This window comes from Nocardia jiangxiensis NBRC 101359 (genome assembly GCF_000308615.1).
Taxonomy (GTDB): domain Bacteria; phylum Actinomycetota; class Actinomycetes; order Mycobacteriales; family Mycobacteriaceae; genus Nocardia; species Nocardia jiangxiensis.
On sequence record NZ_BAGB01000006.1, the window covers coordinates 55,716 to 69,914 of the forward strand.

Genomic DNA, 14,199 nt, shown 5'->3' on the forward strand with positions numbered 1-14,199 from the left:
GCCGCCGGGATCACCGTCGCGATCATGGCTGATCTCGAGCGGGCCAAGGTCCTCATCGAGCTGCGTCGGCTGAGCGAGGCCCGGGAGCAACTGGCCGCGGTACTGGCCGCCGAACCCGATAATGCCGAGGCCGCAACCTATCTCGCACAGGCGGCCTATCTGGATCAGCGGTATCGCGAGGCCGCCGACCAGAGCGCCGCGGCCCTGCGGATCCAGCCGCGCAACCAGTTCGCCATGCGCATTCACGCCCTGGCGCTGCTCAATACGGGCGACGCCGGGCGATGGCAGGCGCAGCAGGTGGCCCGTCAGGTGGTGGCGCTGGGGCCCGAATTCGCCGAGAACCACCGGATTCTGGCGATCGTGCTGCGCGAATGCGGGCATCTGCCCGAGGCGTTGGCGGCCATCGATCGGGCTGTGGAACTCGATCCCGACGAGGCCGACATCCACGTCGCGCGCGGTTCGATTCTGCGCCGAATGGGGCACTGCGGCAACCGGTTCCGGCAGGGGCCCGCCGCCGAGGCGTATCATGCGGCACTGCGTCTGGAACCCGAGAGTGCCTATGCCGTGCACGATCTCGCGATCGTCGAACTCAACGGCCGTCGTCTGCGCAGCGCCCTGCGGGGCGTCCTGAACGCCGCCACCATGGATCCCGGCTTGGGAAATCTGGTGCGCACCAACATCGCAACGGTCATCCGGCACGCCATCCGTCGCATGCACTGGGTGCTCGTAGTGGTTGCCTTCGTGGAGCTGGTCATCGGTGAATTCCATGGTCCGCAAACCGCCGTCCCGCTCGATTCGAGCTATGCGCAGGCGGTCCGCGAATGGCATGATTCCCCTGCGCCGCAACTGGTTCCGATGGGAGCCGGGGCGCCTGCTGCGCAATCGGCCACCCAGGCTCCGGTCGCCGCGCCGCCATCGATCCCCGGTGTCGCCATTTCGGCCGGGACCGGTCCGGAAACCTCGGTGGCACCGGCTCCGGGGAAGCCCGCGATGACGAATGCACCTGGTGGGCAGGGTAATCCGACGACAACCGCGGCCCCGTCGACGCACAGCGCTGCGAATTCGTCGACGACGTCCGATTCGAGACGGCTGGGGACGGTGGGCCGAGATCTCGGCGCGACCGGGCTGGGGCTGATCGTGGTGATTTCGCTGTGGTGGCTGGGTGTGGTGCCGCGGCGTCGGTGGCGGTTCGTGCTGCGGGCGGCGTGGTCGAGTCCGCCCACGGCCCTGCGGCTGGTGGTGTTCGGCGCGGGGATGCTCGTGTGCGTGCTGGGTGTCGCGACCGGGCTGCGTGTATTCCTCAGCGTCGCGGAGCCCGCGCTGCTGGCCCTCGGGATCATCCTGCGTCGTATCGCCTGAGATCGCCCTGCCACTCGGGGCGGGACTCAGGGCCAGCTGTGACGGGCCCGAACGGCGGCGATGCCGAAGGCCAGGTCGGCGGCGATCTCGAACAGCGCTGCGAACCAGGAGAATCCGGTGACGTTCGCCGCCGCGGGCGGGTTGATGAAACTATCGCTGAGCGGGCCGAACCAATAAGGTCGAGACGGTGCTCATCCCGCGGCGCAGATGGTCGGCGGCGTGCACGAGCAGTGCGACGGCGAAGATCACGGTGATCAGGCGCAGGGTTGTCGGCGCGGCCAGCGCCGAGCCGGGCCGCCGGGTCGTGGATTCGATCATGGGCTGCTCCCGTCGGCCGGGGCCGATAGTTCTACTATGGAGTGTAGTAGAAGTGTCGCGGCAGCGGGCCCGTTCGAGTTAGAGCAGACCCCACCAATACACCAGGCAGGCCAGCGCGAAGACGACCGCAGTTTCCATCGTCGCTCCCAATCTAGTCGGCGTCGTCATCACCCATCATTCCCCAGGGTACGGCGACGTGCCGGGGACCAAGATCACAAGGGAACAACGGATACGCCCGCCCGAGCCTGTCACGCCTCGTGGACAGGCCCGGAAGCGCCGAACACGACGATGCCGCCGCAGGCTTGCGGCGGACTCGAGCAGAGCTTGCGAAAGATCGCGGAGGGGTCAGGGAAGTTCGGGGGAGTCCACGATGAGCACGATCAGCTGTCGCTGGCGATGACGGCCGTGATTGCGGGCCTTGGCATCCGAAGGCGCGGTGGGCCCGCCACACCAGGTGATCGGGCGGCGGGCATCGAGCTTGTCGAGCACCTCGGGCAGCGAGGAATCGATCTGCGCGGTGCGGACCACGCAGATGTGGCATTGGGGCGCGAGAGGGCGATCGCGGAACCCCTGACCGGGCCCGCCGTCCAGCACTACCGCGCCGGCGTCGGCGACCGCACCGGCGCAGGTGGTCACCATCGCGTCGGCGTCGTCCAGTTCGCCGCTGGTGAAGTGGGAGTCGTCGGTCAGGATCTGATTGTCCTGTTCCTTCGCCCAGAGCTCGAGCCACTCCTCTGGCAGGCCGTGCGGTGCGACGACGGTGGTGGCCCGCTGGGCGCGCAGGGCCGCGTCCACGGCCTCGGGAATTCCGGATTCGCTCACCCGGGCGATGCGTGCGCCGTGGTGTTCGAGACGTTCGACGAACAGTTCGACGATCGTGCTGTCGGCGGGGGAGAGATCGGCCGTGCCGCGCCGATTGCCGGGGAAGAGGGTCACGGTGCGATCGTCGTCGGGCAGCGCCTTGAGGCCGTCGCGGACTCGGCGCAGGAATTCCTCCCGTGACATCAGCGGCACCCGCCAGGGGCACATCGGCCGGTCGTATCGCTGGGCGTGGACTGCGGATCGGTGCCACGGATGACGAGCGCCGTGCGCATGTGGCGGCCCCCTTTCTGACCGGCTGCGCAGCATCCTGCTGCACCGGGATCCGGGGCGTGAAGAGCTGTGCGGGTGGTGCTGGGCGCACACCCGTGTGGGCGGGCGCTCTGGTGAAGATCTTGCCCACAGGCTACCCGGGAGGGGCGACGCGTTTGCCCGAGGGACGCTCGGCGGATCGGTTCCGAAACGCTGGTGTACCTGAATCCGCTGGTCGCGATCAGTGCGCGGCGGTGCGGATCTGGGTGAGGAATTCGGCGTTCGTCTCGGTCTGCCGCAGGCCGGTCAGCAACAGGTCGACGGCCTGGCCGGGATCGCGTCCGGCGAGGGTCTGGCGCAGCGAACGGGTCGCGACGAGTTCGTCCGGGGTCAGCAGCAGCTCCTCCTTGCGGGTGCTGGAGCGTTCGATGTCGACCGCGGGGAAGGTGCGTCGATCGGCGATGTGCCGGTCGAGTTTGAGCTCGGCGTTGCCGGTGCTCTTGTACTCCTCGAAGATGACGGTGTCGGCGGTCGAACCGGTTTCCACCAGGGTGGTGGCGATGATGGTGAGCGATCCGCCGTTCTCGATATTGCGGGCCGCGCCGAGGAACTTCTTCGGTGGGGCCAGGGCTCCGGCGTCCACGCCGCCGGACAGGATGCGGCCCGATCCCGCGGCCGCGAGGTTGTAGGCGCGTGCCAGCCGGGTCAGCGAGTCCAGCAGCACGACGACGTCGCGGCCGGTTTCCACGAGACGTTTGGCCTGTTCGATGGCCAGTTCGGCCAAGGCGATGTGATCGCGGGCGGGCAGGTCGAACGTGGCCGCGGCGATATCGGCGGGCACCGCGCGGGACAGGTCGGTGACCTCCTCCGGACGTTCGCCCACGAGTACCAGCATCAGCTGGCATTCCGGGTGATTCTTCGCGATGCCGTGCGCGATCGATTGCAGCACCGAGGTTTTGCCCGCCTTGGGCGGTGCGACGATCAGGGCTCGCTGGCCCTTGCCGATCGGCATGATCAGATCCGTTATCCGCGTGGTCATCTCGTGCGGTTCGGTCTCGAGGCGCAGGCGATCCTGTGGATAGATCGGAGTCAGATCGGCGAAATGCGGCCGCCGCCGGGCATTTTCGGGCGGCAGGCCGTTGATCCGATCGACGCCGGTGAGCGGGGCGAATTTGGCGCCCTCGCGCAGCGGGCCGGCGGTTCCGCTGACGGTGTCGCCGCGGCGCAGGTCGTATTCGCGGATCAGGCGCGGCGGGACGTGGATGTCGTTCGGGCCGGGCAGATAGCCCTCGACCCGCAATGCCGCGTGATTTCCGGTGATGTCGAGGATGCCGGTCACCGATGTGCCCGGCTCCTGGGTGTGAATCGTGTTGTCTTTCATGGTCTTCTACTCCTGAAGGAAGGAATGCGTGGTCTGGTGGCGGCCGATGCGCGCATCGTGCGGGCAGCGCTTCGCCGAGAGAGCCCGTACCGGTTCGAATGTGGCGGATCGGTATGCGTTCCGATCGGCATGAATTCGGTGAAGGTGCGGGGATCGAGAATTCTTGTGGGAGGGACCGTGTCCACCTACATCCACAAGCTGCGAACGATGCCAACCATAGCCCCACTCTGCACAACACGCAATGGTCCGTCGTTGTTCCCGGCGTGGCGGATCGGATCGCGGGAACGACGAAGGGCCCGGACTCGCGATGTTTCGAGTCCGGGCCCTTCGAATCGGGGTGGGGTTGTATTACCTTGCGGCCGTTAGGTATTCGACGTCGCGGAGTCGGCGGTCCGCTCCGGCGCGGTGTGCCGGAAGCGGGGCGGGCGGCGACGTGACGTGGGACGCTGATCACGCAGTGTCAGCACTCGTTCGCGGTGATGTTCCTCGTGCAGATCCCGGCGACGGGCGTGCAGCAGCTGTTCGAACGCGATCACCCCGAGTAGGCGGGTGGGTGTGCCGCGATCGACCACCGGCGCGTAGGTGACATCGGCGGTGGCCAGTTTGTTGGCCACCTCGCGCAGGGTGTCGTCCGGATGCACGACCGCGAGCGCGGGTACCGCGGCCGCCCCGACGTTCCCGTCCGCACTCGATGCCAGTCGGTTGCGAGTGGTGACGCCGACCAGTTGCTCGGACGGGTCCAGCACCGGATACAACGTCGCGAAACGGGTGCGCGGCAACGCTTCCGCGATCGGATCGCCGGCCGCGAGCACCACCGGATCGGTATGCATCACCTCGTAGGCGAAGAACGTCTCCAGTGGATCGGTGGTGTATTCGCGGGTCAGATGCAGTCGTCGGCGGGCGATCTTCTCGGTCAGCACCGAACGTTTGAGCAGCAGCACCGACACCGCGTAGGCCGACACCGAGGCCACCACCAGCGGCATCAGATCGTTCCAGGCGTGGGTCAGCTCGCAGGTGAACACGATGCCGGTCAGCGGCGAGCGCATCACGCCGCCGACCACCGCCGCCAGACCGCACATCGCCCAGAGCCCGGCGGTGACGTGCGGCAGCAGGCCGCCCTCGGCCGCACCCAGTGCCGCACCGATCATGAACACCGGCGCGAGCACGCCGCCGGATGTGCCCGACCCCAGCGAGATCGACCAGATCAGCGTCTTGACCACCAGAATTCCGATGATCAGCGAGACCGTGCCCCGCCCGGTGAGCAACTGGTCGATGACGTCGTATCCCACACCGAGCGCACGCGGTTCGATCAGACCGCCCACACCGATGATCGCTCCGCCGATCGCGGGCCACCACATCCAGTGCACCGGCAGCCGCCCGAAACCGTCCTCGGCGAGATAGACCAGCGCGGTCGCGGCGATGGCCAGCAGGCCGCCGGTGACGCCGGGTATCAGGGCCAGGCCGTCGGCCAGCGCGCCGGGTGTCGTGGTCGATGTGGGCACGGCGAACACCGGACTGTTGCCCAGCAGCAGCCAGCGGCACATCGTGGCGATCACGACCGCCGTGGCCACGGGAACGAAACTGCGCGGCCGCCATTCGAACAGCAGCAGTTCCACCGCGAGCAGGATCGAGGCCAGCGGCGCGTTGAAGGTGGCGGCCATGCCGCCCGCCGCGCCGGCCACCAGCAGGGCCTTGCGTTCGTCGGCGGTCAGTTTCAGCAGCTGCGCCATGATCGAGCCGATCGCGCCGCCGGTCATGATGATCGGTCCTTCGGCGCCGAACGGCCCACCCGAACCGATGCTGATCGCCGAGGACACCGGTTTGAGGATCGCCACGCGCGGAGCCACCCGGCTGCCGCCGGTGAGAATGGCCTCGATCGCCTCGGGCATGCCGTGGCCGCGGATCTTCTCCGATCCGTAGCGGGCCATGAACCCGATGATCAGACCGCCGAGGATCGGTGCGATCAGGACCAGCCACCACGGGTGATGCTGTGCGCCGGGCGCGACCATCTCGGTGCTGATGCGTTGGTAGAAAACGAGATTCGTGATCAGCCCGATCAGCTTCAGAAGTCCGTAGGCCGCCAGGGCCGCGGCCGCGCCGACCGGGATCGCCAGACCGGCGATCGCCAGCATTCGCGGTCCGACGTTGAAGTCGCCCAGATGCGCCGCGTGCTCGCGCGTCGCGCGACGTGTGGAACCGTGCCGGAAATTCACAACGCACCCACCAGACTCACCGAGGTCTCGGCGGCGGCACGCACCAGATCGTGTGCGGCCGCCGTGACCGACTGCCGTTTCTCTTCCGGCAGCTGATCGAGGATGATGCGGAATGCGGCATGGCGGGCTTCGAGCACCTCGTCCACGACCTGCTGTCCCGCCTCGGTCACCTCGACGGTGACCACGCTGCGGTTGTGCGCATCGGCGCCGCGGCTCAGAAAGCCGCGGCTCTCGAGCTTGTCCGCGAGCCGGGTCACCGATGAGGCGTTGACGCCCAGCGCCGTTGCCAGACGTGAGCACGGCACCCGGCCCAGGGTTTGCAGAACCAGCAGCAGCCGCATCTGCGGGAAGGTGACTCCGGGTGGGGCGACATGTGCACTGTCCCAGGCGATTCCGACCAGTGTCCGTGTCAGGACCTCCAACGCCGCCACGTCCGGGCGCGACTCGCCACCCGGTTCCTCGTCAACTTGCACTCAACAAGAGTTGCCAACAGCAAATGTTCGGTCAAGGAAAGTTGCCGGATTGTGTGTGTAGTCACACGTGTGCGAGACCGGCTACCGGCCTGCGTTCGTCCCGCACACAGCAGCGGACCCGGGCTCGCGAGGTGTGCGGGCCCGGGTCTGTGCTTGCGCGAATTACTGTCCGGCGGTGATGAACTGGGCCGCCATCTCGCCGATCATGTAGCACGGGGCGTTGGTGTTGCCGCCGGTGATGCTCGGCATGATCGAGGCGTCCGCGACGCGCAGACCCTCGATGCCGTTGACCTTCAGCGTCGGATCCACGACCGCGCGCTCGTCCACACCCATTCGGCAGGTGCCGACCGGGTGGTACACCGAGTGGATGCGGTTGGGCAGTTCGGCGCGCAGCGCGGTCTCGTCCATCAGGTCCCGGCCGGGCGAGTACTCCTCGGTGATATCCCCGGCGATGGTCTTGTTCGCCATGACCTCGCGGATCAGCCGGATGGCCTCGATCAGGAATTCGGTATCGGCCGAATCGGACAGATAGCCCGGGTCGATCAGCGGCGAGGCCAGCGGATCGTTCGAGGCCAGCCGCACCTCACCGCGGCTCTTGGGGTAGATGAGCGTCGGGAACACGGTGAGCGCGGAGCGCTTGTCCACCATGTGCAGCTTGTCCTCGTCCTGGTTCGGCACCGGATAGCTCCAGGGCAGGGCGTGGATCTGCATATCGGGCACGTCACCGGTGGCGAACTTGGTCTTGACGAATCCGGCCACCTCGAACACGGTGCGGCCCATCCAGGAACTGCCCGGTTTCATCAGCTCGCGCATGATGCCGCGGGCGAAATAGGCCGGGGTGCCGTGGTGGATGGCCTTCTTGGAGACGAACGTCATCGGCACGAACAGGTGGTCGTGCAGGTTCTGGCCGACCGGCAGGTCGGCCTCGACGTCGATGCCGACATCGCGCAGGTGCCCGGCCGGGCCGATGCCGGAGAGCATCAGGATCTGCGCCGAGGCCATCACGCCGCCGGAGATCACGACCTCCTTGGCGGCGCGGATGATCCGGCGGCCGCCGTTCTTGTCGATGACCTCGACACCGGTCGCCCGGCCCTTCTCGATCACCACCCGCGCCACGTGCGTGTGGGTCAGCACGGTCAGGTTCGAATTCGGCCGCTCGGTGATGAATCCGCGAGAGGAGCTGTAGCGCAAGCCGTTTCGCACGCTCTGCTGGAAGATGCTGATACCCTCCTGCGATTCGCCGTTGTAGTCGGCGATGCGCGGGACATCGAGGGTCTCCGAGGCGGCCTGCATGAACTGCTGCGAGATCGGGGTCAGATCCTGCTGCCGGGTGACCTGGATGGGTCCGCCCGAACCGCGGTATTCGCTCGCGCCCTCCTCCCAGTTCTCCAGCTTCTTGTATGCGGCCAGGACGTTCTCGTACTCCCAGCCCGCACAGCCCTCGGCCGCCCAGGAGTCGAAGTTGGCCCGGTTGCCACGCACGAACAGCATGCCGTTGACCGAGCTGGAACCGCCGAGCACCTTGCCGCGGGTCATCGGGACCTTGCGGTCGTTGGCGTACTTCTGCGGAATCGAATACTGGCTCCAGGTCACCCGATGCTTGAGCTGGGGGACGGTGTGCACCATCGTGATCATGCCCGGACTGGTCACCAGTCGGGTGTTGTCCTTGCGCCCGGCCTCCAGCAGGATCACGCGAGCGCCGTTCTCGGCCAGGCGGCTCGCGACCACGGCACCGGAGCTGCCCGCGCCCACGACGATGTAATCGGCCTCGCTGGTTCCCGCGCTGTGCGGAGAGTCGGTCATGGTTCGTTACCTCATCCTCGAAGTAGTCGTGGGCATATCAGGGCACCTGCCTGAGGCCACTGTAGAACAAGTTCTAGTTCCGGTGAAGATCCGGTTTGTCGAATTCATCGAGGCGGGATCGATCCGGGGCGCGTGATCACTGTCGGGGAAACCTGCCCGGATGCCTGCGAAGAAGGCCCGCGAAGTGCTTCAATCGTAGAACTCGTTACATTTCCACCCCGGTTCGCGCAGTCGCGAACGGTGAGGAGGGGCCATGCCCGAGCCTTCGATTCCGGCGGGATTCGACTTCACCGACCCGGCCCTGTGGGAGGTGCGCAGCCCCGTCGCCGAGTTCGCCGAACTCCGGCGCACGGCCCCGGTCTGGTGGAACGCCCAGTCACCGGAATACGCGGCCCCGTTCGACGACGGCGGCTACTGGGTGGTGAGCCGTCACGAGGACATCCGGGAGATCTCGCGTCATCCGGAGACCTACTCCTCGCAGGCCAACGGCGCGCTCATCCGGATCGACCCGAACGGTACGCCCGAGGAGCGCGAGGTGGCGAACACCTCGCTGATGCTGAACATGGATCCGCCGCGGCACACCAAACTGCGCCGGATCATCTCCCAGGGATTCACCCCGCGCGCGATCGAGAGCCTGCGGGCGGTGCTGACCGAACGTGCCGAGCGAATCGTGCACGCCGCCAAACAACTCGGCGGCGGCGATTTCGTCCAGCAGGTGGCGTGCGAGCTGCCGTTGCAGGCCATCGCCGAACTGCTCGGAGTGCCGCAGGAGGATCGGTTCAAGCTGTTCACCTGGTCCAACGAGCTGCTCAGCGCCGACGATCCGGAATACCGCGACGGCAAGCTGGCCACCGTGGAGCTGATCGGCTACGCGTACGGCATGGCCGATCAGCGGCGGGTGCATCCGCTCGACGACATCGTCAGCCGGCTCGTCACCGCGGATGTCGACGGTGAGTCGTTGAGCTCGGACGAATTCGGATTCTTCATGATGCTGCTGACCGTCGCGGGAAACGAGACCACCCGCAACGCGATCACGCACGGGATGAAGGCGTTCGTGGACCATCCCGAGCAGTGGGAGCTGTACCGGGAGCGGCGTCCGGTCACCGCGCCCGACGAGATCGTGCGCTGGGCGACTCCGGTCAGCGTGTTCCAGCGCACCGCGACCCACGACGTCGAGCTGGCCGGGCAGCGGATCGCCGCCGGTCAGCGGCTCGGATTGTTCTACAGCTCAGCCAATTTCGACGAATCCGCCTTCGCCGATCCGTTCACCTTCGACATCCTGCGCGACCCGAATCCGCATCTGGGCTTCGGCGGGACCGGCACGCACTACTGCGTCGGGGCGAATCTGGCCCGGCTGGAGATCGATCTGATGTTCAACGCGATCGCCGACACCATGCCGGAGCTGCGGGAACTCGAGGAACCGGTGCGGTTGCGGTCGGGTTGGATCAACGGAATCAAACATTGGGCTGTGGATTACGGCAGATGAACACTTGTTTCCGAGGTGAGCGGACTCGGTGGGGCCGGGTGATTGGCAGGTAGCCTCGGGTGTTGTGAGCATTCGAGAGATTCCCGTCAAAACACTTGCCGACGAGCCCACCACCTTGGCCGCACTGGCCGGGGACAAGGCGCTGCTGGTCGTCAACGTGGCCTCGAAGTGCGGCCTGACCCCGCAGTACACGGGCCTGGTCGAACTCCAGCAGACCTACGGTCCGCGCGGATTCAGCGTGGTCGGCGTGCCGTGTAATCAGTTCATGGGGCAGGAGCCCGGTACGGCCGAGGAGATCGCCGAGTTCTGCTCCGCCACCTACGGCGTCGATTTTCCGCTGTTGGAGAAGGTCGACGTCAACGGTGCGGCGCGGCATCCGCTGTATCAGGAGCTGGTGCAGACCGCCGATGCCGAGGGCGAGGCCGGTGACATCCAGTGGAACTTCGAGAAGTTCCTCGTCGATGCGCAGGGCAAGATCGTGGGCCGGTTCCGGCCGCGGACCGAGCCGAAGGATCCGGCGGTCGTGTCGGCGATCGAAGCCGTTCTGCCGCAGTAACTCTCGGTAAATACAGCGCGGGCCACACCGGATTCGGTGTGGCCCGCTGTCGTTTTCGGGGTCCGCCTCAGCGACGTCGGCGGCGGTAACGCACCGCGCAGGGCTGCTGGAGCTGCACGACCATCTTGGAATGGTCGTTGCGGTAGCTGTCCGAGGGCTGAGCCATCTCGAATTCCCAGTCCCGCAACAGGATCGAGAAGATCGCCTGCAACTGCATGGTGGCGAACGCCGCACCCACGCAGCGGTGGCGGCCCGCGCCGAACGGGATCCAGGTCCAGCGATTGATCAGATCCTGCTGGTTGGGGTCGATGTAGCGGCCCGGATCGAAGTCGTCCGGATTCGGGAAGTCCTCGGCGATCCGGTTGGACACCGCCGGGGTCGCGGCCACCAGATCGCCCGGGGCGATGAGGTTTCCGCACACGTCGAATTCGTCGCGGGCCACGCGCATCAGGATGATCAGCGGCGGGTGCAGCCGCAGCGTCTCCTTCAGGGTCGCCTCGAGCTGCGGAATCTGGCGCAGCGCATGGAAACTCACGTCCCTGCCGTCGGCGTAGAGCTCGTCGAGCTCGGTCACCACGCGGTCGAGCTGTTCGGGGTGGCGCAGCAGTTCGATGACCGTCCACGCCGCGGTGCCCGAGGTGGTGTGGTGTCCGGCGAACATCATCGAGATGAAGATGCCGGTGATCTCGCTGGCCGAGAAGCGCAGATTGCCCTCATCGTCCTCGATCGAGACCAGGACGTCGAGCATGTCCCGATCCTCTTTGCCCGCAGGGGGATTCGCGATCCGGCCGTCCATGATGCCCTGCACCAGCTCGACCAGTTGCGTGCGCGCCTCGTCGCGGCGGCGGAAGCTGTCGATCGGGGCGTAGGGATCGACGTAGCACAGGGCGTCGGTGCCCTGCTCGAGTTCGTGATACAGATGCGCGAAGCGGCCGTCGAGTTCGTTGCGGAACTTCTTGCCGATCAGGCAGGCCGAGGAGGTGTAGATGGTCAGCTCGGCGAAGAACTCCAGCAGATCGATCTCGCCCTCGTCGTCCCACCGCTCGACGATCGCATTCACTTCGCGCGCAATGGTTTCCGCGTGACCGCGCATATGCTCGCCGCGCAGGGCCTGATTGTGCAGCATCTCCTTGCGGCGTTCGGGGCTCGCGTCGAAGACCACGCCCTCGCCGAAGATCGGCTTCATGAACGGATAGGCCGCACCCTGGTCGAGGTCGGTATCGCTGGAGCGGAAGAAGAATTCGTTCGCCTCGGACCCCGACAGCAGGATGACGCGCTTGTCCGCGAGCCGGAACGACCCGACATCCCCGCACTCCGAGCGCACGCGCCGCATCAGGGCGATCGGGTCGGTGCGGAACTCCTCGAGATGCCCGTGTTCATGCTCGCCACCGGACACCTGCCGCGGCTTGACCAACGTCATCGTCAACACCCTTCCGACGTACCGAGCCCATCCTCATGGACACGTGTCTGGACGCTACTACAGAACTGTGAGCGGGACAACCCCGGCGCGGATCGCCGCGAGCCGATTTGACCCTTCGGGGGTGTTTTCCTGGGGATCTCGCACCGAATCCTCACTGGGAACCTCAATGGCAGGGTCGAAGGTATGACTCCGGATGGCATCATCGAATTCCTCGGCGGCCTCGACAACGTGCTGACCATGCGCCCCGGTCCGGGCGACGGCTCACCCGAGATCAGCTGGGGAGATACGTTCTTCTACTACACGGGCGACGGCAGTACGCCGAGTTCGGCGCAGCCCTTCGCGACGATCGTCACCAAGAACTATCCGGGTGACGAGGCGTCGCACCTGGACCGGCCCGGCGCGTTCCGGGTGAACATCGCCGCCGGGCGTGCGGAGTTCACCCGCCGGGTCGGTCGGACTCCGCGCGAGATCGGTGATGTGCCAACCGATTACAGCCTCGAGGACGCCGTGCTGCCGCATCCGGTGTACGGCTCGGCGGGCTGGCTCGCCGTGGTGAATCCGGGAAGCCGGTCCGATGCGGCGACTCGCGATCTGCTGCGCGCCGCCCATGCGCGCGCCCGCGCGCATCACGAACGGGACCGATGAGTTTCGGAGCAGGAATCGGGAGTGCGATCGGATTCGGCTCGACCGGAATCGGCCGAGCGATCTCGTCCGGTGAATTTCCCGGTGAATTCTCGGGTGCGGAATCTCAGTCGGTGAGGACCTGGAGAGCGGATTTCTCGAGACGGTCGGCGATTTCGGCGTAGGAGGCATAGCCGACGCCCGCGCGGACCAGCGCGCCCGCGTAGAGCAATTCCAGGGTTTCCACGATATCGAGGTCGGCGTCGGGACCCAGAGCCTCGAGGAGCCGTTTGCGAATTTCGGTGCCGATTCGGGTGCGCAGATGCGCGACATCCGGATCGGTGCCGAGCAGGGCGCTGGTCACCGCGCCCGCGAGGGCCGGTTCGTCGGCGACGAGCATGGCGATCTGACGCAGGACCGCGACCACGCGCCGGACCGGATCGGTGAGATCGGCCAGGGGCGGTTGGGTCGCGGCCAGGCGACGCCAGAACACCTCGGCGACCAGATGTTCCTTGGAGGAGAAGTACGTGTAGGCGGTGGCCGTGCCGACGCCCGCGGTGGCCGCGACCATACGCACGGTCAGACCGGCGAAACCCTCGCGTGAGAGCACCTCCAGCGCGGCCCTGGTCAGCCGGTCGACGGTGTCGGCCTGTTTCTCGGTGAGACGGCGGCGGGTAGCCTCCATATTCACCGCGGGCGGCTCTGCGGAAAGGGGATCGGACACGTGTCCGGATGCTACTATGGTGCCGCTTCGAGGGCAACTCGCACCGCCGCGGCAATCTGCACGCCGGCTTGCCGACAGAAAGGTTCTCCGCTGATGACTCGTGCCCATTCGGTGATTTCTACGGATACGACGCGATTGTTCGACATTGCCGAGCAAACAACCGGTTTCATGCCGCCCGAGGAGGGGCGCGCGCTGTACGAGGCCGCGCGTCGCTACGCCGGTGACGGAATTATCGCCGAAATCGGCACCTATTGCGGAAAGTCGTCGATCTATCTCGGCGCCGCCGCGCGGGAAACCGGTGCGACCGTTTATACGATCGATCACCACCAGGGTTCGGAGGAACATCAGCCGGGCTGGGAATATCACGACAGCTCACTGGTCGATCCGGAAACCGGGAAATTCGACACCGTCACCGAATTCCGCCGCGCGATCGTGCGCGCCGGACTCACCGATACGGTCGTGGGCGTTCTGGGCTCCTCGGTCACGGTCGCGAAGATGTGGCGCACCCCGATCCGGCTGCTGTTCATCGACGGCGGGCACACCGAGGAAGCCGCCCAGCGCGATTACGACAACTGGGCGCTCTGGGTCGCCGCGGGCGGCGCGCTGGCGATCCACGACGTCTTCCCGGACCCGGCCGACGGCGGTCGCGCTCCGTACAACATCTACCGAAAGGCGTTGGACGGCGGGAAGTTTCGCGAGGTGTCGGTCACCGGATCACTGCGAATCCTGGAGCGCGACACCGGTTGCGGCGGCCGTAACCGGTAGCGCGCGGTT

Annotated in this window: 13 protein-coding genes; 5 read left to right on the forward strand and 8 right to left on the reverse strand. The window is 66.7% G+C overall.

Translation table 11 applies throughout. The features are described 5' to 3' along the window. Positions 1 to 24: 24 nt before the first annotated feature. A complete protein-coding gene (locus ON40_RS01745; RefSeq protein WP_040817659.1) occupies positions 25 to 1,359 on the forward strand; it encodes a tetratricopeptide repeat protein in 1,335 nt (444 codons plus the stop codon). 150 nt (positions 1,360 to 1,509) lie between these two features. On the opposite strand, the gene ON40_RS53045 is transcribed toward ON40_RS01745, so the two are convergent. The 6 genes from ON40_RS53045 to ON40_RS01770 all read right to left on the reverse strand — a co-directional run bounded on the left by ON40_RS53045 (position 1,510) and on the right by ON40_RS01770 (position 8,618). Beyond that, entirely contained in the window at positions 1,510 to 1,677 is a 168-nt protein-coding gene (locus ON40_RS53045; protein ID WP_169541804.1) for a hypothetical protein, read from the reverse strand. 345 nt (positions 1,678 to 2,022) lie between these two features. Continuing rightward, positions 2,023 to 2,682 (reverse strand): LUD domain-containing protein, encoded by a 660-nt coding sequence (locus ON40_RS01750; protein WP_157186159.1) that lies wholly within the window; start codon positions 2,680 to 2,682, stop codon positions 2,023 to 2,025. Between the two features lie 307 nt (positions 2,683 to 2,989). Beyond that, the gene (locus ON40_RS01755) at positions 2,990 to 4,129 is read right to left on the reverse strand and encodes a transcription termination factor Rho, short form (RefSeq protein ID WP_040817661.1); all 1,140 of its coding nucleotides are present in this window, start codon (positions 4,127 to 4,129) and stop codon (positions 2,990 to 2,992) included. A 362-nt stretch (positions 4,130 to 4,491) separates the two neighbouring features. Then, positions 4,492 to 6,342 (reverse strand): chloride channel protein, encoded by a 1,851-nt coding sequence (locus ON40_RS01760; RefSeq protein WP_051192541.1) that lies wholly within the window; start codon positions 6,340 to 6,342, stop codon positions 4,492 to 4,494. Continuing rightward, positions 6,339 to 6,815 (reverse strand): MarR family winged helix-turn-helix transcriptional regulator, encoded by a 477-nt coding sequence (locus ON40_RS01765; protein ID WP_040817662.1) that lies wholly within the window; start codon positions 6,813 to 6,815, stop codon positions 6,339 to 6,341. The genes ON40_RS01760 and ON40_RS01765 overlap by 4 nt, the downstream gene beginning before the upstream one ends. Before the next feature lie 162 nt (positions 6,816 to 6,977). Continuing rightward, positions 6,978 to 8,618 carry a GMC family oxidoreductase gene (locus ON40_RS01770; RefSeq protein ID WP_040817663.1) on the reverse strand — a complete coding sequence of 547 codons (1,641 nt, stop codon included), beginning with the start codon at positions 8,616 to 8,618 and terminating at the stop codon, positions 6,978 to 6,980. Positions 8,619 to 8,871: 253 nt separating this feature from the next. Between ON40_RS01770 and ON40_RS01775 the strand changes: the two genes are divergently transcribed. Continuing rightward, on the forward strand, positions 8,872 to 10,104 hold the full coding sequence (locus tag ON40_RS01775) for a cytochrome P450 (RefSeq protein WP_040817665.1): 1,233 nt from the start codon (positions 8,872 to 8,874) through the stop codon (positions 10,102 to 10,104). Between the two features lie 64 nt (positions 10,105 to 10,168). Continuing rightward, positions 10,169 to 10,660 (forward strand): glutathione peroxidase, encoded by a 492-nt coding sequence (locus ON40_RS01780; RefSeq protein WP_040817667.1) that lies wholly within the window; start codon positions 10,169 to 10,171, stop codon positions 10,658 to 10,660. A gap of 67 nt (positions 10,661 to 10,727) precedes the next feature. Here ON40_RS01780 and cyp51 read toward each other — a convergent pair whose 3' ends face one another. Continuing rightward, a complete protein-coding gene (cyp51, locus tag ON40_RS01785; RefSeq protein ID WP_040817675.1) occupies positions 10,728 to 12,080 on the reverse strand; it encodes a lanosterol 14-alpha demethylase in 1,353 nt (450 codons plus the stop codon). A 183-nt stretch (positions 12,081 to 12,263) separates the two neighbouring features. Between cyp51 and ON40_RS01790 the strand changes: the two genes are divergently transcribed. Continuing rightward, the gene (locus ON40_RS01790; RefSeq protein ID WP_040817678.1) at positions 12,264 to 12,725 is read left to right on the forward strand and encodes a DUF6194 family protein; all 462 of its coding nucleotides are present in this window, start codon (positions 12,264 to 12,266) and stop codon (positions 12,723 to 12,725) included. Between the two features lie 103 nt (positions 12,726 to 12,828). On the opposite strand, the gene ON40_RS01795 is transcribed toward ON40_RS01790, so the two are convergent. After that, positions 12,829 to 13,392, reverse strand: a complete 564-nt coding sequence (locus tag ON40_RS01795) for a TetR/AcrR family transcriptional regulator (RefSeq protein ID WP_040817681.1) — start codon at positions 13,390 to 13,392, stop codon at positions 12,829 to 12,831. A gap of 126 nt (positions 13,393 to 13,518) precedes the next feature. Here ON40_RS01795 and ON40_RS01800 point away from each other — a divergent pair, with 126 nt between their 5' ends. Next, entirely contained in the window at positions 13,519 to 14,190 is a 672-nt protein-coding gene (locus tag ON40_RS01800; RefSeq protein WP_040817684.1) for a class I SAM-dependent methyltransferase, read from the forward strand. The last annotated feature ends 9 nt before the right edge of the window (positions 14,191 to 14,199 follow it).

Coding starts and splice junctions, on each gene's coding strand:
- ON40_RS01745 (WP_040817659.1), top strand. CDS start 25: ATGGCTGATCTCGAGCGGGCCAAGGTCCTCATCGAGCTGCGTCGGCTG.
- ON40_RS53045 (WP_169541804.1), bottom strand. CDS start 1,677: ATGATCGAATCCACGACCCGGCGGCCCGGCTCGGCGCTGGCCGCGCCG.
- ON40_RS01750 (WP_157186159.1), bottom strand. CDS start 2,682: ATGTCACGGGAGGAATTCCTGCGCCGAGTCCGCGACGGCCTCAAGGCG.
- ON40_RS01755 (WP_040817661.1), bottom strand. CDS start 4,129: ATGAAAGACAACACGATTCACACCCAGGAGCCGGGCACATCGGTGACC.
- ON40_RS01770 (WP_040817663.1), bottom strand. CDS start 8,618: ATGACCGACTCTCCGCACAGCGCGGGAACCAGCGAGGCCGATTACATC.
- ON40_RS01775 (WP_040817665.1), top strand. CDS start 8,872: ATGCCCGAGCCTTCGATTCCGGCGGGATTCGACTTCACCGACCCGGCC.
- cyp51 (WP_040817675.1), bottom strand. CDS start 12,080: ATGACGTTGGTCAAGCCGCGGCAGGTGTCCGGTGGCGAGCATGAACAC.
- ON40_RS01790 (WP_040817678.1), top strand. CDS start 12,264: ATGACTCCGGATGGCATCATCGAATTCCTCGGCGGCCTCGACAACGTG.
- ON40_RS01800 (WP_040817684.1), top strand. CDS start 13,519: ATGACTCGTGCCCATTCGGTGATTTCTACGGATACGACGCGATTGTTC.